This is a genomic window from uncultured Turicibacter sp., from assembly GCF_938044715.1.
In the GTDB taxonomy this organism is placed as follows: domain Bacteria; phylum Bacillota_I; class Bacilli_A; order MOL361; family Turicibacteraceae; genus Turicibacter; species Turicibacter sanguinis.
Genome location: NZ_CALIOS010000065.1, coordinates 1 through 21,693, shown reverse-complemented (window position 1 = coordinate 21,693; position 21,693 = coordinate 1). Strand labels below are relative to the sequence as shown.

Below are 21,693 nucleotides of genomic sequence, written 5' to 3'. Positions count from 1 at the left end.
TTGTTTGTAATTATAACCTTGTAAATTAAAGGTTTCAACCCTATTTGACACATTCTATAAAATTTACTCATTTTCCTATTGTAAAGCATCTACACGCTGTGATAGACGTTCAAGTTCATCAGTTAACTCGTCTAAATCAATTTCCTCTTTTTGCGGTGTGACATCCTGATGTTTAACATTGACGCTTGACTTTGAGTCCATCCATTTTTTTGTGATGAAAGCTCCCATGACTCCTCCTACGCAAACTCCAACTAAAAATGATTCATATTTTTTCATACGTATAATTTCCCTTTCTTTACTTAAAACTAAACATCTTTGGTTTCTAATGATCTGCACTCATTATAGAAGAAATCTTCCATTAAATGCAAGCTATACCTGTCTTTAGTTATCGATAAATGTCACACTTTATCATTTACATCTCAAATGAAGTTTGATAAACTTATTTTTATTCTTCTAGCAAAGTAAGTCTTAAATCCAAGATTTCATCAAACAAAATAAAAATTAGATGACTTGATATACAGAGGAGGTTTTCATCATGAATCATTTTTTTACCGTTCTTTTATTAACGGTTGTTGGAGCCTTAATTGGATGGATAACAAATATTTTTGCAATCAAGCTCTTATTTCGCCCCATCAAGCCAATTAAAATTCCGCTGACTCGTTTTACGATAGTCGGATTAATTCCAAAACGCAAAAAAGAAATTGCTAAAAACATTGGGGAAGTCGTCGCAAATGAGTTAATTTCAATTCGTGAACTGATGGATGAAGCAGTCACAGAAGAGGATTTAACCCAAATTCGATTTTTCGTAAAACGCAAAATTAAAGCAGTCATTGATGAAAAATTAAACATCATTCCGTTTCCCTTCAAAGGGATGATTCAAGGTCCACTTGATGAATTAATTGAAACAGAAGTGAACAATGGCTTGACCGATATTATTGTGAATATTAAAGACATGATTGAACTGCGTGTTAACATTGCTAAAATTGTGGAAGATAATATCATGGCACTAGACTTACGTGAACTCGAACGCATTATTTTGCAAGTAGCTAAAAAAGAATTAAAACATATTGAAATTCTTGGGTTTATTTTAGGTGGTGTCATCGGACTCGTTCAAGGAATTATACTGATGTATCTATAAAAAAAGTGAGCTTAGTCTCTCTTTTTTTATTCTGACATTTCAACTAAGGCTTTACTGTTCCACGTCCCTAACTTAAATCGGATCACAAAAACGAAGGCTCTCAAACATTCATCAATAGCCATGGCAATCCAAATTCCAACTAATCCATAATTTAGTAAAACCCCGATATAATAACCAAATCCTACAGCAATTAACTAACATCCAATTAAACTAATAATTACGGCAAACTTAACATCACCGGTTGCTACTAAGCATTTGGTCATGGTCATTTTAATCGCACGTCCTATTTCTAAGAAAAATTCAACAAAAATAAGTGGTTTGCCAAGCGTAATAAGGAGTGCATCCTTTGTAAACAGTGAAAAGATGGCATCACTATTTAAATAAACCATAAAAGTAATAGACAGTGAAATGACAATTGAAATCAAACAGGTTGACCAGACACGCTTTTCTACATCGTCAAACTGATGCGCTCCCACTAAATACCCCACAACGATTTGACTGGCTTGGGAGATAGCAATTGAATAAACGTAGGCAACGCTAGCTAGCATGCTACAATAAACCTTTGTCGCAATGACTGCAGTACCAAATAAATTAATAAATTTTAAAATAACCCTCTGAGATAAATTATAGGAAAATTCTTGGGCACCTACCGGTAGCCCGACCACTCATAACTTTTTAAAAACATCAGTTGGAAACGGTTTTACAGTCTTCAATGAGATGTGTTCATCAATTTTTTTATAAATAAATAGATAACAATCAATAAACCAATAACTTTACTCACATTTTGTTGAAATGGCAGCTCGGAGAATTCCAAGTTGTGGAAAACCGAATACCCCATTAATTAAGATGGCATTTCCTAGAATATTGATAAGATTCATCACGATAGCTGAAATCATCACTTCTTTGAGTCATGAATAACTTCGTAAAATAGCAGTGAATGTCATGTATCATCCTTGAACTTAGATAAAAGCACCGACTATTTTTAAATAAAGACATGCCTGTTCAATGACCGTATTAGGCACACTCATCCAACTGAATAGTGGTCGATATTCCCTACTAATAATTGAAGTAATAATTCAATCAAAATCGCTAATGACATCATGATAACTCTTGATGTCTTTTGATGATTTGTTCTCATTATTTTCTCCTCAAATTGGTATATTTTATAATTCAAATCGAATCCTATCATAATTTTAGTAAAAAAAAAAAAAACACCCATTTTCAGTTGGTGTTTTAAAATTTATTTGAACTTTTATTCGTTTTAATTCCATAACTTGAAACATTAGCGAGACCAGCCTCGATTCGAGCCGCGAGTTGACCACTTAAAATATCATTTGGAGTTATACTTTCAATCCAAATACACTCTTTTTGATTTTGAGCTTTCAAATGATAAACATCAAAATGATATCCTTTCTCTTCTAACACCTCAAAAACACTTACGATGAAATCATTAAGTTCATCTATACTTTGGGTTTCAAGTGTAAACTGTAACGTAATTTGTGCTGAAATAGGCAAAGTTTCATCAAATTCCATCCCGAGTTCTAGGATCTTTGACATATAATCGACTGCATCAAAGTCATAATAAACAAATGACTGATTCTCTTTAAGGTGGAACTTCTCATTAAGTAACTCATTCACCAAAATAGAATACTGTGCTGATAATCGCTTTAATGTATTAAAATAACTCAACACATGACTTTCATACGTATCATCCACAATCTCACCATTTTGATAGCTCACTGAAAAATTTAAATCTTCATTTTCCTCATGGTAGATTAGCGATTGATACGAAGCAGTTTCAAAAACATACGTCGCTTCTTTCACTTTCAAATCTTCTTTAGGATATTGATGTTCAACATATCCCTCAATCGCTTTCGTTGCTTTATTAGCATCGAATGGATTTCCAATTAATGAATTAGCTCCGGCTAAAATCCATAGTAACAAAAAAGTCCCCATTACACCTAAGACGGAACGTTTTTTCCAATTCACCGTCTGATTGAATAAACACCTGAAATAACTTAAAATCAAAGCCCCTATTCCGATTAATGCCGCATACGTCATTGTCATAAAAATAGAAAAACTAATCATCCCGCTATAAATCCCAGACTGAATTAATTCCCACCCCAATAACAATGCGAATAAAGTACTCATTAAATAAACTAGCATCTTCAAAACTGGTAATACAGTTCCAATCCTAAGAAAAGCTCCTACGATAGGAAATAGCAAACTATTATAAAACAAGGAGTCTGTCCCCGTGTTTAAGACGCCAACCCATAAAAGGACAAGCCCTAATCCTAAACTACCTTTTTGAATGGTTAATTTCATATTCCCGCACCTTTAAAAAAGATCTTTCTTGCCTTAATCTTACACATCTCTTGCAAATATTTCAATGCTGTGCAGACTTAATCCTTCGACAACATTTTTAAATTAATGGCGGTTTTTCTCCTTTCAAAAAGAAAACCAGCCTTTATTTAAGAAATTTGGCTGGTTTTGAACTTATTCATATTCTTTTACAACAGATTGGTTATAAAATTCAATAATTTGTCGCATGACAACGGAATCAAGTCGTTGATCAATATCATATAACACTCCATTATACGCCATTAATTGCTCTTTGGGAACAGATTCTAGGCTTCCGTAAATGGCTTTAATTTCTTTCTCAATCGATTGTTTTAACTCAACACTTGTCACCACATCATGCCCTCGTCCTTCATAACTCACAAACGTAAAGTTCGTATTCGCTCCAAATAAATGTTTATACTGTGCGAAATTTTGTTGATAACTCACTACTTCATCATCTTCACTATGCATCAACATGACTTTGGCTTTTGTTGTACCAAGTCCTTCTACCCCACTCAACGTTGCATAATGACCGAACTTCAGATATTCATAAAATCTGACATAGGGTGTTAATAATTTAATTCCCTTCCCCATCATTTGACTTCCCGCTTCCACAATCATATCAATAGATTCATCAAATCCAGAGCGCTCAACAACTGCTGTTATATCCTCATGCTCATTTAATACAGCCATAACAGCATAGCCACCCATACTATGACCGTACAACATAATTGGGAGACAATCAAACTGTTCATCGTTTTTCACATAATTGATCGCGTAATCTAAATCAATGATTGCCTGAGGCAATCCTTTCATACTACTTCCTTCACTTTCATCTGTTCCGGTTCCATCATAAGCAAACACTGTGTATCCATTTTGAGTCATAAACTGAATTTCAGGTAAATAGCTATTGTGTCCACCACCAAGTCCATGTGCCAAAATAATCACACCGTTTGGAAAACTTGTTTCTTCTTGTGTATAAATATAACCAGCCAATAATTGTTGTTTATTAGATTCAAAGAAGGCTGGCGTTTGAACTAATCCTTCGAATTCCTTAACTTCATATTTCAACTCATCTGGCGTTGTATAACGCCCCCCAAAATTTTGTTCATATATGAAGACACTTAAACCAAATGGAATGATTACGACAATGAGTAATAAAACAATACCCCCAATCCAATAGCGTTTTTTTCTTTGCTTCATCTTTTCTCTCCTCCATGACACATCATATCTTGTTAGATTATATGCACGAGGTTCAAACCTATTCGCGTAAAAATATACAATTTCTTGACGATTCTATTCCTAATCCTGATTTAACAACTTAACTCAATTAAAACTGCCTCCTATTCACTATGTACATAAAAATAGCATCGTCCCCTAAAATGAAATTAATAACATCCCTTTTATTGAAAGTCTTTTAAACTGCTGTCTTCTTTCACACTTATGAGAGATAATTATTCAAAGGGCTCTTTTGCCTGACATTTCTCAAAAGTATCTGGTCAGATTTATTGATTATTCTGTTGCAAAATATACCTCCTACGATGTGTTTTCTTAGTTTTCTCTCAATTCATAAAAAAATCGTAAGACTCCATCTTACGATCACAATTTAAGCTTTATTTCTTTTAAATAACTAATCCCATTCATCACCCAATAGATGATAAATCCAATCATCATAAATAGCAGAAGACCTAGACTACAAACGACTAAGAGCGCTACTCCTTTTGTTAAATAAATCATCTTAATTAAAGTTACCATCAACAAGTAGGAAACAAATGCAGCAATGATCAAGGCGATTAAAAGTATCAGTAGTATGAATTGCATCCACTCATCCTCCCATTTTGTTTTTATTGTTCAAATAACCCCATATCCTCTTTACTCTTATTATAACATCCTTTATTGAAACAATATACTTTTTTCAAACTACTTCATCACTTTCAGTATATTACTCATATCCTCCACTTAATTTTCGTGCACTAAATTCAACAAAACAGTTGAAACAACTGGCGAATTTTATCGATTAAAATCAGTTGCATTATCGGGTAGTGAATTAATTCGGTGTAAAAACTTGGTCACCCGTTGAACCTCTTGCTCCGAATATGGATAGTTTAACTCTCGACTAATTTCTAAGGCAATTTTATTTGCAAAAGGTCCGATACAAAATAGCTTCTCCCATATTGAAAGATACCCTTTTTTCGGATAAAGATGAATAAACTCAGAATAAATATTTTCACTTAAAAAACGTTTAATCCATCGACCCTCTCTCCCAATGTCAACTGCCCAACCATATTGAAGTCCAATTTTCCAAGATAATAGTTCTATAATCAAGGGCATCATGATGCCATCGTAAACACCTTTTGCCAATGGAAGTTCATCTCGATACACTGCTTTTGCAACTTCAATTTGAGACCACCATAACCGATTTAAAACTTCATAAAATTGTTCATAACTTGGCTTTTCAACATAATGAGAACTGTCATTCGGTTCATCTAGTGGGGGGATGACGCCATCTTTATCTAATAAAATCTTGATTAAAGAATCTGAGTAGATGGTTTTTAAATAGTGACTGAGACATACAAATTGCAAATCTAATCGGACACCATCTTGATATTGAATTTGAAATAAATAGGAACTTTCTGCTAAGTCTGTCATCCTGGTAATCACGGTTTCTCCAAATTGTTGAATCCAATCTTGATTCATTTTATAACTTTCAATTTCTTTATCTAAAATAAATAAATCAAAGTGATAATCTCTCATTAAGTCAATAGGGGCATTTCTATCTAATCGAAGCCCTGACTGAGCAATCGCTCGAATATTCGACCGTTCTTTGGCAAATGCTAAAATTTGAGCCGTGACTACAGAGGGTTGTCGCATTTGAGTCGATTGAATGAGTGTATGATTTTTAATCAAATATAGAGAGATCACTTCACCCTGATGCTCAAATTTTTCTTCTAGCTTAAAACCTACTTGGGGAAGGAGATTGACCATTCCAACATTTAAACTTGAAACTTTTGTTTTAATACAAGGCGTCTTCAACATATCAAAAGCAAACGCTATGACTTCATCGAAAATTTCTATGATGACTTGATCCTCAATATTTTGATTAAATAATTGTAAGGCCATTTCATAGGACATATAATCTGACATTAATTGCAGTGAAATAAATCCTATTAACTCATCACTTGATATCACATGCACACTAAAAAATAAAGATTCTTGATTGGCTTCCATCCCGTCATTTAAAGGCTCTGCCCCCATTAAATCTACAGGATGGCCACTACGATTTTTTATACTTTTAAATAGACAATGCTGTGTCTGGAAATCCATCGTCACCCCTCCTACAGATCAATGTAATCGTTCTCTATTTTTAATCATATCCCTTTTTAAGCTCAATTATGTACTCTATCATAAACTAGCCATTATTTCTTTCCTATTAAAATATGCAAAGTCCCTAATTTTTATGACTTATCTGTTAATTTACTTAATTAAAAAAAGCATAAGAAAAATCCTATGCTTTAACTTCTAAATTTACGTTTTTTATAATGTGAAACAAACCAAAGCGCTGGTAAAATAAATACTAAACATCCAATTGCTACGATTAATTGTTGAGATTCATTTGAAGGTGAGCTCGTATTTAGTTGATTTCCCCCGCCCATTCTAAATGAACTAAAATTTTCAACCAGTTCCAAAATCATTGGAATTAACGCTTCATCAATTCCTAATTCTTTTAGTAAATTTAAATCTTCCTCTGTTAAGGTTTCTTCTGTCTTCCCTGATAATTGGGCCACAACTTGTTGAATTTGAGTCATATCAAGTGACGCTATCACAGTTTTTAGCTCCTCACTGATCGAGTCAATCAGCCCCTCTCCTGGATTCATTGGTTTGGTATTTATCTGATTTGAAGAGGTTGAATTAGGAGTAGATATTGAATCATTTGGTTGACTTAAATGATTGTTATCCTCTATCGATGGTTTGTTTAAGTCTACTTGATTGCTTTCATTTTCAGTTGATGACTGGAATTCCCTCATCCCCTTTGGACCACCTCCCCCATTTTGACTTCCGAGAGCATCTAAATCTAAGTGTGTTTCAATGTTTCCATAAGTATCACTAGGTTGTTCCCCTGCAAGCTGAGCTTTAATACTTTTTGTTCGATCGGTTCCAAATACAAGTAATTGAGGAATAGAGGCAAGATATTCATCATGACTATAAAAAGCTGTTGCATCATTTGCAACGTAATCATCAATTAGCTCATCTAATTTTTTGATCGTCGCCTCATATTTTCCACTTTCGATATATCCATCAATTAATTCTTGTAAATACTCATGATACATGTCTTTATATTCGTCGACTTCTAGTAATTTTGAAATTAACGGACTATTTGCCATCGTATCTGTTACAGGTTCATCAATCGGGAAGTTAATAACTTTACTACTATCATTGATATTAAAAGCACCAAATGATAAATTAAAATCCCAAGGTAAAATTTGAAATACGCCGTCTTGTTCATATAAATAATAATTATGCTTCATACTTCCTGCATAACTATCTAAGTTTACTAAGAACGTATTGACGGCAAAATATCGTAGAATTTCTTCGATATCTAAATATTGTTCTAAATTTGTCCCGTCATTTAAGTTTTTCATCATCTCGATGACTTTGTGATAAGCATCTTCGGTTGTTCCTTTTAAAACACTATTTTCAAAAATAGCACTGTAACTTGATATCTCGTCATCGATATAAACTAAATTACTTCCTGAAGAAGACATGCCTCCCATTGGATTGTTTTCTCTCATTTCATTTCCATTCGGTGGTGTCATTCCCTCTAGTAGTTCTCCATTACCTGATGGCATTCCCTCTGGCATTTCTCCGTTACCTGGTGACATCATTCCCCCTGGCATTTCTCCGTTACCCGATGGCATCATTTTATCTGATGTAACCCTTTCTTCCTGAGCGGTTACCTCGTCTGTTTTTCCTTCTCGAGAAGATTTTTCACCAAACATCATTTGTGAATTTCCATTAAATAGATTGACTCCAATCATCATCTCTTGCTTGTCTTCTTTGTTGCCCATGTTCATTGAATCACTTTCAGGTTTATATAAACTTCCGGAAATCGTCCCAAAATAACGTTGGACAAAACTTTCCTCCATGACCTCAAGTGCAAGATATAACCCCCATGGTTCACCATTAATTTTGATATTAGCATAACAATATCCGGGAGTCGCAATCCCCATGGCACTAAACATATCGTATGATAAATATTCTTTCATGTAGGTTGCGTCACCAATCATGTTATTGAGTGCCAGTTTATCTAATCCGTATAGGCTTTGTCCGTCAACGTATTCTGAAAAATCAACTTTAAAGCTAAATCGATCCGTGCTATCATCACTTGCTACCATACTTAAAGATGAATTTCCTTTCGGTCTAATGCCTACAGATTCAAATACTTCACCATTAATGACGATATCAGCCATCACATATTGTTCTGATATAGCATTTTCAATCATTGAATTCCAATTTTCTTCTGATATTTGAATATCTATCTCTAACACTTCGTCTGCGTTAAAAATTTTTTCAACATAGGCGGGTTGTGCCACTTTAGTTAAACTGGCTGATATGGTTTCATGGTTCGATATCCACATTAAGAGTCCAGTCAATAAAACCATTCCACACACTAATAGAACCATTAAACGATTGACACTTTTCTCATTACGCAACAACCATCACCTCCTTACTTGTTTAATATCATTTATCCTAAATAATCACCATTATAAGAAACTAACACGGCATTTTTTACGCCACTAATTTGACTGATTTCGTTTACAAATTTTGTTTCCATTTCTTTCAAACGAATTTCAACTGTCACTTCGATTCCATTTTGAGCTGAGACTGTTTTAGATTTGATGACATGTTTTTTTACATAAGCATTGACTGTTTTTAATGCTTCTTTTTCACTCTCATCATTTAGGCACGATAACACTAATAAATAAGGATTATCAGTTGTTTGGCGATTGATGAATAAAACTAAGATGATTCCAATAAATAATGATCCGAAGACCGCTAATGGAATTAATCCTGCTCCAATCACAATTCCAGCACTAATTGACCAAAATAAAAAGGCAATATCGAGCGGTTCTTTAATGGCGCTTCTAAAACGAACGATTGATAACGCCCCGACCATCCCGAGTGATAAAATAACGTTTGATGTAATCGCTAAAATAATTAAGGTTGTAATTAAGTTTAATGCAAGTAATGACACACAAAAACTATGAGAATACATGACTCCTTTAAATGTTTTTTTATAAACAGCCATAATAAAGAGCCCGATTACAAAGGCTAAGGTCAAAGCAATGATTGTATCTAATACTGAAAACGCTGAGATATTCTCCATAAAACTTGATTTAAAAATATCGCTAAAATTTAGTGTTGCAAACATAACATTTCCCTCCTAAAGTCATTAACCATAAATCCGGCAAACCGCATACTTTGAAACGGATGTTGACCGACTATAATTGTTTTGTAAAACATCTGAAATAAACTCCGGTAAAAATTCATCAAATTTAACTTCTAGTATGATGAGATTTGAATCCAGCCCTTCAACAGTTGGCAGCAACGGATTTAGGGCATCAATTGAAGTGATTCCAGTTCTAATTCTTTTATCAAACGTGATCCGAACGTTTCCCACGTCGTGAATATAAGCCTCTCTGGTATAATCCACGATAGTTTTAGGTCTGAGTAGCTCGTTTTTCATCTTATAATAAAGTTCTTGATGCAAAGCGTGTGGGGAATTTTTTAAAAACTCAAACTCTCCATCCATAATTGATTGAGCTTGCTCATCACTCAATGGAGCACTCACTTTGGCACATAAACCGTTCACCTTTGATTTTTTCTCCAACCGAATAAAACTGACATCATCGTTATAATATCGAATTCTAAACTTTTCTTGTAAAGCTTTATCATGATAGTTATCAAAGTAGATACTTCGAATTTTATATTCTCCGAGCTCGTTTGCATGGCGATCACATCGCAGTAAAAATTTCAAACGATTTCGAAGCAGTAAATAATCGCCGTAATTAATGTAATGTTTAATTTCATGTCTAAACTTCATCTGACTCACCTCCTAAATAGCTGACTAGAGCTATTATAAATTCCATTTCTTAACATAATCTTAAAAATTTAATAATTAATTAATTATATTTTACTTGGTTTTCCTTTTTAACAAAATTTGTTATCCTTATAATAAAGAAATAGCCGTCAAATTTCAGAATGTTTTAAGTTTCGCTTGATAACATTAAACGTATGAGGTGATAAGTATGAGAATCTTAGTTGTAGAAGATGAGATTCGCTTAGCAGAAGCGATTAGCCAAATATTAAAAACAAACAAATATGATGTGGATGTGTTTCACGATGGACAATCAGGTCTTGATTATGCCTTAACAGGTATTTATGATTTAATTATTTTAGATATTATGTTACCTAAGTTAAATGGATTTGATATCTTAAAGATGTGTCGTCAGGATAAAATTAAAACGCCAATTTTATTTTTAACTGCAAAAGATGAAATTGCAGATAAAGTCCGTGGACTTGATTTAGGAGCTGACGATTACTTAACCAAACCCTTTGCGACCGAAGAGCTATTAGCGAGAATTCGCGTTCTTCTTCGTCGACAAGGTGAAATCACAACGGATACCCTACGTTTTCATGATGCTGAACTTAACTTATCCACTTATGAGCTATCTTGTGGAGTCAAATCAGTAAAACTTGGGTTAAAAGAATTTAACATTTTAAATTATTTATTTTCAAATGGTAATCAAATTGTAACTAAAGAACTATTAATCGAAAAGGTATGGGGATTTGACGCAGATGTTGAATACAATAACGTTGAAGTTTATATTTCTTTTCTTCGAAAAAAATTATCTTTTATTAAATCAAATGTAATCATTCGAACGGTCAGAGGCGTTGGATATTGTTTAGGAGTCAATGAATCATGTTAAAAAAACTTAAGAAGCGATTTATTTTGATTAATCTATCCATTCTGATGTCGATTTTTCTTGCTATTTTTGGCGGGACGTATTATTTAATGTACAAAACGAATGTGTCTCAAGCAATGGTCTTGATGGAACAAATCGCCCAAAATACAAGCATTTCACAAAAATTTCCACCGAAGGGGGGATATAATTTAGATCGCAAAGGCCCCTTTCCACTCAATGAAGGTCTGATGCGTAATCATTTTACAGCTTCAATTGATAACACGACTCAAACTTTAACCATTACCTCAAATTTAGAGTCTGATACTGATTTATCGGGAGTGGAATCTATTGTTGAAGATTTATACAATCGTTCGACTGAAACGGGAAAAGTTACAATTAACTCCCTTCCTTTTCGCTATTTAAAAATTACGCGTCCTGAAGGAACACTCTTTGTTTTCTTAGATCGTTCTTCTGAAATGACGACCTTGACGCAACTTGCACTTGTCTTAATTTTTATTGGATGTATTACATTAATTGTTTTAGCTGTCATTAGTTTGTATTTAGCGTCTTGGGCAATTAAACCAGTGGCTTTAGCTTGGCAAAAACAGCAACAATTTGTCGCCGATGCTTCCCATGAATTAAAAACTCCCTTAACAGTCATCCATACAACGACAGATGTCATTTTAGCGAATCAACATCAAACCATTAATGAACAACGAAAATGGATTGATCACATTAAATCTGAGACGGAACGAATGTCAAAACTTGTTAGCGACTTACTCTATTTAGCGAAAATTGATAGTAATGAAGTGTTATTAAAATCAGCTTCTTTTGATTTAAGCGAAGCCATTATTAATGCCGCGTTACCGCTTGAATCGGTGTTCTTTGAGTCTGGGAAAGAATTAGTTTTAGATATTGAACCGGACTTAATGTTTACAGGCGAAGAAGAACGAATTGCACAAGTAGCCATTATTTTACTTGATAATGCATTGAAACATTCACCAACTCAAACTCAAATTATGCTTTCTTTAAAGAAAGAGCATGAACAATTTATTTTAGCTGTCAAAAATAAAGGTGTTGGGATTCCACCTGAGCATCTTGATAAGATTTTTGAGCGTTTTTACCGTGCTGATGAATCACGTGCTCGTGATACAGGTGGCTATGGATTAGGTCTTTCTATTGCTAAAACAATTGTTAGCCAGCATCATGGGCAAATTTCAGTGAAAAGTATTCCAAATGATGAAACAACGTTTACAGTCATCTTCCCTACTAAAATTTCGAAGCGCCATCAAAAATGAGATAGCCTCCTATTTATACCTTCGATATCAGCACAAAAGTAGACATTTATTTCATTTTGCGATAATCTATTAGTAATTAAGGAGGATGCAGGTAATGAAATTTATTTCATGGAATGTAAATGGATTGCGTGCTTGTGTGAAAAAAGGATTTTTAGATTTTGTCGAAGCAGAGCAACCTGATTTTTTATGTGTACAAGAAACAAAATTACAAGAAGGTCAAATTGATTTGCAATTAGATGGCTATTATCAATATTGGAATTATGCCGTGAAGAAAGGTTATTCAGGAACGGCTATTTTTACAAAACATGAGCCATTACAGGTGACTTACGGCCTTAATATTGCAGAACATGATCAAGAAGGTCGTGTCATTACCCTCGAATATAATGATTTTTATTTGGTAACGGTCTATACACCTAATTCTCAAAATGAGTTGGCACGACTCGATTATCGCTTGACATGGGAAGAAGCTTTTAGAAATTATTTGATAGGATTAGATGTTTTAAAACCAGTCATTGTTTGCGGTGATTTGAATGTAGCCCATCAACAAATCGATTTAAAAAATCCTAAAACAAATACAAAAAACGCTGGATTCACAATCGAGGAACGTAATGAAATGACGAAACTATTAAATAGTGGGTTTATCGATACATTCCGTTATTTTTATCCAACAAAAGAAAATTGTTATAGTTGGTGGTCTTATCGTGCAGGCGCACGTGCAAAAAACGTTGGATGGCGTATTGATTACTTTATTACCTCAAAAGCATTAGAATCAAGACTTGAAGATGCGAGAATTTATCCTGATGTTTTAGGATCTGATCACTGTCCAGTTGGATTACAATTGAAGAAATAAAAAAGAAGTATGCAACGCATACTTCTTTTAATTTCCATTTGATTCTACCTGCCCTTCAAAAATCTCTTTTTTTCCTTTAGCAAGCTTTGAATGAGTCAATAAATCATAAAAACCAGAAATACTGTATGAAATAATCATGACTATAATAATCGCCATAACATGTGAAGATCCAAAATATTCAATCGCCATCATAATTCCAGTTAACGGTAAGGCTGTTGCGCCGCAAAAAACTCCAATCATCCCAAGTGCTGCAACTGAAGCAACAGGTAATTTAAAAAATGTTGCAATGGCACTCCCAAATGTTGCTCCAACAAAAAAGGTTGGATTTCCACGTCCCCCTTGAAAAACAGACCCTAGGGCAACAGCTGTAAAAATAATCTTCCAAATAAACTCAATGAGACTAACGGGTTCCTCAAAGGCTAAAGCGATATGTGACTGTCCTAACCCATTATAATTATCCCCAGCCATCCAAAAAAGAATAATTGTTAGCACGCCCCCTACCATGCCTTTAATATAGGGGCTCTTAATCCACCTAGAATAAATTTTAGGGGCTAGGTCTAAAGCCCCATTAAACATCATGGCCACCAGTCCAAATAACAGCCCCATTCCAACTAATTTTAAAATTAAAGTCAAATCAAGAGCTCCAAGCTCTAAAGAGGGATAAGTAATGAGTTCATCTCCAATTTGTTTCGCAACCTCACTTGAAATAACACTTGTTAAAAAAGCAGGAAGTAATGCTTCGTAATGAAACTTTCCCTTTAAAACTAATTCCATTCCTAAAATAGCTCCGGCTAATGGTGTATTATAAAGGACGCCAAAGCCACTTCCAACACCTGCAACAACTAATGTCCGTTGCTCCTCATCACTTAAATGAAATTTTCTTGATAAAAAATCACCTGTTATCCCACCGATCGCAACTCCCGCTGCTTCTTTCCCTGCTGATCCTCCAAAAAAAGTTGTCACCAAAGATCCAATCACAACAGCCGGAATCATGGAAAGCGGAATATTCTTCGCAGCTTGTTGAACTTCTGATTTTAGTAAATTCTCTCCTGAATACGCATTTCGTCTAACTTTCACGTATAAAAAACTGATAACTACTCCTGCAACAGGTAAACCAAAGACTAACTTCTCATGAGTGCTCCGATAGTGATTAGCTGTACTTAAGATTTGTTTAAATCCACCTACCATCACACCAATCATGACTCCCATTAAAAGACTCAATAGGATCCATTTAACGAGTTGTAAGCCTAATTTTTTGAATGAATCCATTTCAACTCCACCTTTTATTTATTATTAATTCTAGTTTTAACATTTAATAACATTTTATGAATTTTTCATAACAAAAAAGAGATCCGACTTCGATCTCTTGTTATAATTCTTCTTTTTTCAATTGAATATTATTAAACTCATGAACATCTAATAAATGATTAATCTTGAATTGAATATAACGACTATTTTTCGTCATAATTAAGACTAATCGCGACATGAACATCAATAAAATACATGACCAGCCAATGTTAAATAAAAACATATCCGACTCAAAGCGATAGCAATAAATAATGGGTAATAATAATGATAAAATGAGTAATAACACTAACATAATTAAAATGATTAAATTTAGTTTTACTCGTGTCTGAATCCCCACCATTAACTCGAGCGTTTTTTCTAATTTATGATTTCTCATTTCAAGTAAACGTTTGGGAATTTCATCGCCTGCATAATAAAAGGCTCTCCCCATATTTTTCGTTAAATGAATATGAATTAATAAATATTGTAGCACCACCCCAATAATTGTCCCATTAACTAAAATAACAGCTAAAATAATACAATATTCTTTAAATGACGAACGTGTCATTAAAACTTCAACTAAAGAAATTAAAGATAAAAAAGTTCCGATATTAAATCCAGTTAAAAAAGTCGTCCATTCTTTAGGATTTTTCCCCATCTTCATCTTCTCCTCTCACTCGACAGTTATTCCATTTTAACATATGAATTGTAAAGATGTTGTCTATCTCTGTCTATAAAATTCAAAAAAACCACGTCAAACGCGGGTTTTTAATCGCGTAATTCGACATGGTTGATGAGTTATTTTTCTTTAGAAATGGCATATGCAGATAACAAAATTAAAATACAACCTGTTAACTTTAAAATTGTTAAATCTTCGTGTAATAAAATGAGTCCAAATACAACGCTTGTGATGGGTTCAAATAAACAAAGAATCGATGCTTTGGTGCTTCCAATTAATTTAATTCCGATTTGCAGTAAAGCAACGGCGAACACTGATACTAATAATGAAATGATTAATGTTAATCCCCAGGCGATGGGCGTTAAATTAATCATTAAAGAATGAGTTCCCATCCCATAAACGAACACCGCAGCAGATACCACTAAGTTAATATAAAAAGTCAGTTTAAACGAATCTAACTCTTTAAGGCCACTTTTATCAATATATAAAATGAAGAAGGCGTAAGTCATTCCTGATACCAACGCTAAGAAAACACCATACAAACTAATATGACCACTTAAATCAATAAAACATAACATTCCAATCATAGCCAGTATGATTGAGATGACTTTAGCTCGTGTCCACTTTTCTTTAAAATATAGAACAGCTGCTAACACAACAAATGCAGGATAAACAAAATGTAGTGTTGTCGCCATTCCAACTGATAAATAGTCATACGTCGCATAAAGCGTGATTGTTGTAACTGTCTGCCCTAAAATTCCGACAATTAGCAAATGAATCCATTGTGACTTTGTCACTTTTAATGAGACTTTTCTATATTTCAAGATACCATATAGCACAGGTAAAGAAAAAAGGGCTCGATAAAAGGTCAAACTAATTGCGTTACTTCCACCACTATAGGTCCATTTAGCTAAGATTGGGGTGAATCCAAAAAGAAAGGCAGATAAGATTGTGAGTAAAACACCTTGATTTCGTTTCATAAACCGGTCAACCCTTTCTCTTTTAACCACTAAATAATCAGTTATTTCGTCTATAGCCTATCAGATTTATTATAAGCAATCAAGGTTTTTTTATCTATCTTTTTTATTTGAACAGCTGTTTACAACACTTAGCACGATGGACGGTATAAAAAGGTGAATCTGCTTTTTTTAGTTGTTCGGGTGTTGGATATAACAGTTGTTGCTCAGCAACTGTTACCTGAGGCATCCAAAGTAGGTATTTGGTCATAAAATAGGGCCAGTTTGCTCATCGATGCTTTTATTCTCATCATTAGATAGCGAATATTTTAACCCATCTAGTAACTCTTTGATTAAATCATGTTTTTTCGTCACAGCCATCAACTCATTTGATAAATAGAAATCATCTTCGGTGCCTACGAAAAATTCACCCTCTTGTAATAAAGGTTCAATGTTTTTAAAGCATTCCATATCAATGTCAACATAGACTCCGCCATATTGATATAACACTTCGTAACGGACAATATCCGCTTTTTGTCTTAGATCCTCTACCTGATTATAAAGATCTTGATTTTGTAAAGGAATCAAATTCTCATCTGTCCATAGGATAAATTGCCAATCAGGGTGATATGTTTTCCATGACTGCATATATGACTGAATTTGAGTTGGAATCGGACGCTTTCCAAGCCAAATTTGATGAATAATTTTAGGAATTAATTGTCCCATATTTCCCCCTCCTTTTTGTTATACCATATGATATTTTCTTCCAAAACGCCTGTACATTTTTCCCCTTACAAACCAATAAGCCATGACAGGTAGGAGCCTCAAGTAATTTAACTTGTTTAACTTTATGAAGTTTTATATAATAAGTGAGTGAATTAGAGAAGATGAGGAGGATTTATGAATTTTTCAAGCTTTTTAAAATTAATTGAAATCCAAACTAAAGTGGCCAGTATTATCCCCTTTTTATTTGGGTCATTATATGTCTACTACCGTTATCATGTTTTTTCTATCAAGAATGCCGTCATTATGTTTATCTCAATGATTATTTTTGATATGACCACCACGATGATTAATAATTACATGGACTACAAACAGGCCATAAAAAAAGAAGGTTATGGTTATGAAATCCATAATCCCATCGTTGGTGATCAATTAGCACCTAAACAAATTAAACGGTTGATTATTTTCATGCTTTGTTTATCTGGTTGTTTTGGACTGTTACTCGTTAGCCAGACGAATGCCTTCGTTCTTTTTCTTGGAATCATTTGCTTTATTATTGGGATTGGTTATTCTTTTGGTCCTCTTCCCATTTCAAGAACTCCTTTTGGCGAAATTTTTTCAGGGATTACGATGGGATTAATTCTGACTTTTATTAGTATGTATATCCATATCTACGATCAAGAGTTTATTAGATTTCATCATGAGAGTACACATATTGAATTATTCATGAATGTGTCTCAATTGTTAGTTTTAGTCATTGTGTCGATTCCATTGATAATGGGAATTTCTAATATTATGTTAGCAAATAACATTTGCGATATGGATGATGATTTAATAAATCAACGCTATACCTTACCGATTTGTATTGGAAAAGAGCGTGCCCTACTTTTATTCTTTGCACTTTATATTTTTGGATATTTTTCAATTATCTTTGGTGTGATGATTGGTGTTCTACCTTTCGTTTCATTAGTCACTTTAGTGACACTCAAACCGGTCCTTCACCATATTAAACAATTTGTTGATGCTCCCTCAAAACAGCATACGTTTAGTTTAAGCGTCAAAATTTTTATCCTCATTAATGTTGTCTATCTTTCAAGCATTTTAATAGCGATTATCATTTAACGAGTGTCCCTCAAGCACTCGGTTTCATTAGGTAAATAAAAAACCATAAGGTTAAAATCCTTATGGTTTTTTTTGTATGTTATTCAGATTACTCTTAAGCTTCTTGTTTTACTGAACGTTTTAGGAAGGCTAAGATTAAGGCTCCCACAACAGATCCAATTAAAATAGCTACTAAGTACATTGGCCAGTTTCCTACTACTGGGAAGACGAAGATTCCACCATGAGGTGCAGGTAATGTACAATTAAACACCATTGTTAACGCTCCCGCTACTGCTGATCCAATCACACAAGATGGAATGACTTTTAGTGGATCGGCTGCTGCAAATGGAATAGCTCCTTCTGTGATAAATGATAATCCCATAATATAGTTAACTTTACCAGCATCTTGTTCTTGTTTTGTAAAACGGTGTTTAAAGAAAGTTGTCGCTAACGCAATTGCTAACGGTGGAACCATCCCACCTGCCATTACAGCTGCCATAACCGCTTCATTTCCTGAATTTAAAGATGCAATCCCAAAGACATAAGCCGCTTTATTGAATGGTCCTCCCATATCGATTGCCATCATACCAGCAACAACAATTCCTAATAAGATAGCTGAACTTGTTCCTAAACTATTTAAGAAGTTAGTTAATCCATTATTTAAAAAGGCTACTGGTGGATTAACAATAAATGTCATCACAATCCCAATTAACAGTGTTCCTAATAAAGGATATAATAGCACCGGTTTAATTCCTTCAAGTGATTGTGGTAAGAATGATAATACTTTTCGAAGTAATAATACTAAATATCCGGCAATAAACCCTGCTAGTAACGCACCTAAGAATCCTGCCCCACCAGCGTTTGCTAAGAATCCACCAACAAATCCGACAACCATCGCTGGACGGTCTGCGATACTAACGGCAATAAATCCAGCTAAAACAGGTAATAAGAATCCAAATGCTGCATCTCCTACTGATTTAAAGAAAGCTGCAAACGGCGTATTTGAACCAAAATTACTTGGATCAATTGAGCGATCATCAAATAGGAATGCTAAAGCAATTAAAATACCACCTGCTACAACGAATGGTAACATGTTTGACACACCATTCATTAAGTGTTTATATAATTGACGACCAAGGCTTTCGTTTGATTCTTCCACTTCTTGTGCGCCTTCTGCACTATGATAAACTGGCGCATCGCCATTAATGGCACGCGTGATTAATTCTTCTGATTTATGAATTCCATCCGCCACTTTTGTTTGAATCACTTTTTTACCATTAAAGCGTGCCATTTCTACTTTTTTATCAGCCGCTACAATGATTGCGTCACAGTTTTCAATTTCTTCTTTCGTTAAAACATTTTTAGCTCCAGCTGATCCGTTTGTTTCAACTTTAATTGAAATTCCCATTTCAGCTCCTTTTTTATTTAAACTTTCAGCAGCCATAAAGGTATGAGCAATTCCAGTTGGACAGGCTGTTACCGCTAACACTCGAGGGTATTTTGAATCTTTTGCTGATGTTGGCGTTTTCACCTCTTCAACCACTTCTTCTTCAGGGAATTTTTCTGTTTCCTTCGCATCAATTAAAGATAAAAATTGATCCACTGATGTGGCATTCATTAAATCTTGACGGAATGTTTCATCCATTAATATTGTTGATAAACGTGATAATACTTCTAAGTGAGTATTATTCGCTCCATCTGGTGCTGCAATCATGAAGAATAAGTGAGCTAAGCTTCCGTCAAATGATTCATAGTCCACTCCTGCTTTACTAACGGCTGCTGCTAAACATGCTTTTTTAACCGCTTTCGTTTTGGCATGAGGGATTGCAATTCCCTCCCCAATACCTGTTGTACTTTGCTCTTCACGAGCAATAATACCTTGCTTATACTCTTCTTTATTATTTAAATTGCCACTTGCATTGACTAAATCAACTAATTCATCAATCGCTGACATTTTATTAGTTGCTTTTAAATTTAAACTAATTGATTGCTTATTTAATAAGTCAGTAATTCTCATTTTTAAAGCCTCCTATTATAATGGTTTAACGGTAATTTGATCTACTAACTGATCAATATATTCTTTTGTTGCGACATCTGAAGAAAAGGCAGTTGCACTTCCACTCGCTGCCCCTAATTGTAGGGCCTTTTCATAGCTATGAGAGTTTAAATAACCCGCCATAAATCCAGCAACCATTGAATCTCCTGCTCCAACAGAGTTTTTAACTGTTCCCTTTGGAACATTACTTTGAAACACATCATCATTTTCTGTGATTAAAACTGCGCCGTCTCCACCCATCGAAATTAAGACATTTTGAGCACCCATTTCTTTCAACTTACGTCCATAAACCAGTAGCTCATCAATACTTTTAATTTCAACATTAAACATTTCCGCAATTTCATGATGATTTGGTTTAATTAAGAAGGGACGATATTTTAAAACATTGAGCAATAAGTTTTTCGTGGCATCAACTACAATTTTGACCCCCTTGTTTTCCAAATGCTTCATAATTTCTTCATAGAAATTATCAGGCAATGTTCCCGGGATACTTCCTGCTAACACTAAAACATCTTCTGCTGTTAAACCATCGAATTGCGCATACAAGTTGGCAATATCTTCTTTAGAAATCGCAGGCCCAACTCCATTAATTTCAGTTTCATCTACGATTGTTTTCACTTTCATATTAATACGTGAGAAGCCTTCTTTTAAATGAATAAAATCCGTTTTAATTCCTTTTGAATGGAGACTCTCTTGAATAAACACTCCTGTAAATCCACTAATAAATCCTAAGGCAACATTATCAACCCCATGTTGATTTAAAATTTGTGAGACATTGATTCCTTTTCCACCCGCATATAAGTTTTCAGTACTCACACGATTGACAGAGCCTTCATTTAACTGATCCATCGTCACGACATAATCAATGGACGGATTTAATGTAACTGTATAAATCATTGTTTCACTACCTTCACTGTTGTTTTTTCATGATAACGATTTAAATCGTCTTCTAAATTTGTAATAATCGTTGCATCATTCAATTCTGCAAAACGCGTAAAACTGACTTCTCCAAATTTACTTCCGTCTGCTAAAACGAAGATATCATTTGAAGCCTTAATGGCATTTTCTTTAATCATGGCTTCTTCTGGATCAGGTGTTGTAAATCCATGCATAGAGTGAACCCCATTAGCACCCATAAAGCATTTATCAAAACGATAACGATTTAATGTCGTAATCGCTTCATACCCTACGACCGCTTTAGTATTTCGCTTGACTTTACCGCCTAAAACAAAACACGGGATGTCATACTCAATTAATGATTCAACATTAGATAATCCATTTGTGACGACCATGATTTTTTT

At 34.2% G+C, this 21,693-nt stretch carries 23 protein-coding genes; 5 read left to right on the top strand and 18 right to left on the bottom strand.

The window, feature by feature from the left end; translation table 11 throughout:
* Nucleotides 1-75 precede the first annotated feature (75 nt).
* A complete protein-coding gene (locus QWC74_RS07210) occupies nucleotides 76-276 on the bottom strand; it encodes a hypothetical protein (protein WP_040764131.1) in 201 nt (66 codons plus the stop codon).
* Nucleotides 277-535: 259 nt separating this feature from the next.
* Between QWC74_RS07210 and QWC74_RS07205 the strand changes: the two genes are divergently transcribed.
* A complete protein-coding gene (locus QWC74_RS07205) occupies nucleotides 536-1,138 on the top strand; it encodes a DUF445 domain-containing protein (protein WP_006785524.1) in 603 nt (200 codons plus the stop codon).
* A gap of 194 nt (nucleotides 1,139-1,332) precedes the next feature.
* Here QWC74_RS07205 and QWC74_RS07200 read toward each other — a convergent pair whose 3' ends face one another.
* From QWC74_RS07200 to QWC74_RS07160, 9 genes are all read right to left on the bottom strand, one after another.
* The gene (locus QWC74_RS07200; protein WP_006785523.1) at nucleotides 1,333-1,803 is read right to left on the bottom strand and encodes an MATE family efflux transporter; all 471 of its coding nucleotides are present in this window, start codon (nucleotides 1,801-1,803) and stop codon (nucleotides 1,333-1,335) included.
* Between the two features lie 108 nt (nucleotides 1,804-1,911).
* Nucleotides 1,912-2,034 (bottom strand): hypothetical protein, encoded by a 123-nt coding sequence (locus QWC74_RS07195; RefSeq protein WP_006785522.1) that lies wholly within the window; start codon nucleotides 2,032-2,034, stop codon nucleotides 1,912-1,914.
* Between the two features lie 337 nt (nucleotides 2,035-2,371).
* Nucleotides 2,372-3,463: a hypothetical protein gene (locus tag QWC74_RS07190; protein WP_006785520.1), complete on the bottom strand. Its 1,092-nt coding sequence runs from the start codon at nucleotides 3,461-3,463 to the stop codon at nucleotides 2,372-2,374.
* Between the two features lie 171 nt (nucleotides 3,464-3,634).
* Nucleotides 3,635-4,681 (bottom strand): S9 family peptidase, encoded by a 1,047-nt coding sequence (locus QWC74_RS07185; protein WP_006785519.1) that lies wholly within the window; start codon nucleotides 4,679-4,681, stop codon nucleotides 3,635-3,637.
* Between the two features lie 396 nt (nucleotides 4,682-5,077).
* Nucleotides 5,078-5,299, bottom strand: a complete 222-nt coding sequence (locus QWC74_RS07180; RefSeq protein ID WP_006785518.1) for a hypothetical protein — start codon at nucleotides 5,297-5,299, stop codon at nucleotides 5,078-5,080.
* A 189-nt stretch (nucleotides 5,300-5,488) separates the two neighbouring features.
* A complete protein-coding gene (locus QWC74_RS07175) occupies nucleotides 5,489-6,802 on the bottom strand; it encodes an aminoglycoside 6-adenylyltransferase (RefSeq protein WP_288993966.1) in 1,314 nt (437 codons plus the stop codon).
* 188 nt (nucleotides 6,803-6,990) lie between these two features.
* Complete coding sequence (locus QWC74_RS07170) at nucleotides 6,991-9,192, bottom strand: CotH kinase family protein (protein ID WP_288993965.1); 2,202 nt, start codon at nucleotides 9,190-9,192, stop codon at nucleotides 6,991-6,993.
* A 29-nt stretch (nucleotides 9,193-9,221) separates the two neighbouring features.
* Nucleotides 9,222-9,908: a DUF4956 domain-containing protein gene (locus tag QWC74_RS07165; protein ID WP_006785515.1), complete on the bottom strand. Its 687-nt coding sequence runs from the start codon at nucleotides 9,906-9,908 to the stop codon at nucleotides 9,222-9,224.
* Between the two features lie 21 nt (nucleotides 9,909-9,929).
* Nucleotides 9,930-10,580, bottom strand: a complete 651-nt coding sequence (locus QWC74_RS07160; RefSeq protein WP_155222891.1) for a polyphosphate polymerase domain-containing protein — start codon at nucleotides 10,578-10,580, stop codon at nucleotides 9,930-9,932.
* Between the two features lie 205 nt (nucleotides 10,581-10,785).
* On the opposite strand from QWC74_RS07160, the gene QWC74_RS07155 reads away from it, so the two are divergent.
* The 3 genes from QWC74_RS07155 (at nucleotide 10,786) to QWC74_RS07145 (ending at nucleotide 13,590) form a co-directional block, all read left to right on the top strand.
* The gene (locus QWC74_RS07155; RefSeq protein ID WP_006785513.1) at nucleotides 10,786-11,466 is read left to right on the top strand and encodes a response regulator transcription factor; all 681 of its coding nucleotides are present in this window, start codon (nucleotides 10,786-10,788) and stop codon (nucleotides 11,464-11,466) included.
* A complete protein-coding gene (locus tag QWC74_RS07150) occupies nucleotides 11,460-12,740 on the top strand; it encodes a cell wall metabolism sensor histidine kinase WalK (RefSeq protein ID WP_006785512.1) in 1,281 nt (426 codons plus the stop codon). The genes QWC74_RS07155 and QWC74_RS07150 overlap by 7 nt, the downstream gene beginning before the upstream one ends.
* A 94-nt stretch (nucleotides 12,741-12,834) precedes the next feature.
* Nucleotides 12,835-13,590: an exodeoxyribonuclease III gene (locus QWC74_RS07145; protein WP_006785511.1), complete on the top strand. Its 756-nt coding sequence runs from the start codon at nucleotides 12,835-12,837 to the stop codon at nucleotides 13,588-13,590.
* A gap of 27 nt (nucleotides 13,591-13,617) precedes the next feature.
* Here QWC74_RS07145 and QWC74_RS07140 read toward each other — a convergent pair whose 3' ends face one another.
* The 5 genes from QWC74_RS07140 to QWC74_RS07120 all read right to left on the bottom strand — a co-directional run bounded on the left by QWC74_RS07140 (nucleotide 13,618) and on the right by QWC74_RS07120 (nucleotide 17,238).
* Nucleotides 13,618-14,859: a chloride channel protein gene (locus QWC74_RS07140; protein ID WP_006785510.1), complete on the bottom strand. Its 1,242-nt coding sequence runs from the start codon at nucleotides 14,857-14,859 to the stop codon at nucleotides 13,618-13,620.
* Nucleotides 14,860-14,959: 100 nt separating this feature from the next.
* The gene (locus tag QWC74_RS07135) at nucleotides 14,960-15,535 is read right to left on the bottom strand and encodes a hypothetical protein (protein ID WP_006785509.1); all 576 of its coding nucleotides are present in this window, start codon (nucleotides 15,533-15,535) and stop codon (nucleotides 14,960-14,962) included.
* Nucleotides 15,536-15,675: 140 nt separating this feature from the next.
* On the bottom strand, nucleotides 15,676-16,536 hold the full coding sequence (locus tag QWC74_RS07130; protein WP_006785508.1) for a DMT family transporter: 861 nt from the start codon (nucleotides 16,534-16,536) through the stop codon (nucleotides 15,676-15,678).
* A 103-nt stretch (nucleotides 16,537-16,639) separates the two neighbouring features.
* Nucleotides 16,640-16,783 (bottom strand): hypothetical protein, encoded by a 144-nt coding sequence (locus QWC74_RS07125; RefSeq protein ID WP_288993964.1) that lies wholly within the window; start codon nucleotides 16,781-16,783, stop codon nucleotides 16,640-16,642.
* Complete coding sequence (locus tag QWC74_RS07120; protein ID WP_288993963.1) at nucleotides 16,780-17,238, bottom strand: glycosyltransferase family 32 protein; 459 nt, start codon at nucleotides 17,236-17,238, stop codon at nucleotides 16,780-16,782. The genes QWC74_RS07125 and QWC74_RS07120 overlap by 4 nt, the downstream gene beginning before the upstream one ends.
* A 174-nt stretch (nucleotides 17,239-17,412) precedes the next feature.
* Between QWC74_RS07120 and QWC74_RS07115 the strand changes: the two genes are divergently transcribed.
* Nucleotides 17,413-18,357, top strand: a complete 945-nt coding sequence (locus tag QWC74_RS07115) for a 1,4-dihydroxy-2-naphthoate polyprenyltransferase (protein WP_129821357.1) — start codon at nucleotides 17,413-17,415, stop codon at nucleotides 18,355-18,357.
* A gap of 94 nt (nucleotides 18,358-18,451) precedes the next feature.
* Here the strand turns inward: QWC74_RS07115 and QWC74_RS07110 are convergent, their stop codons facing one another.
* The 3 genes from QWC74_RS07110 to QWC74_RS07100 form a co-directional block, all read right to left on the bottom strand.
* Nucleotides 18,452-20,353 (bottom strand): fructose-specific PTS transporter subunit EIIC, encoded by a 1,902-nt coding sequence (locus QWC74_RS07110; protein WP_006785505.1) that lies wholly within the window; start codon nucleotides 20,351-20,353, stop codon nucleotides 18,452-18,454.
* A 15-nt stretch (nucleotides 20,354-20,368) separates the two neighbouring features.
* A complete protein-coding gene (gene pfkB, locus QWC74_RS07105; protein ID WP_006785504.1) occupies nucleotides 20,369-21,289 on the bottom strand; it encodes a 1-phosphofructokinase in 921 nt (306 codons plus the stop codon).
* Nucleotides 21,286-21,693: DeoR/GlpR family DNA-binding transcription regulator (locus QWC74_RS07100; RefSeq protein WP_370454887.1), on the bottom strand; the 408-nt coding region annotated here is incomplete at its 5' end. The genes pfkB and QWC74_RS07100, both read right to left, overlap by 4 nt.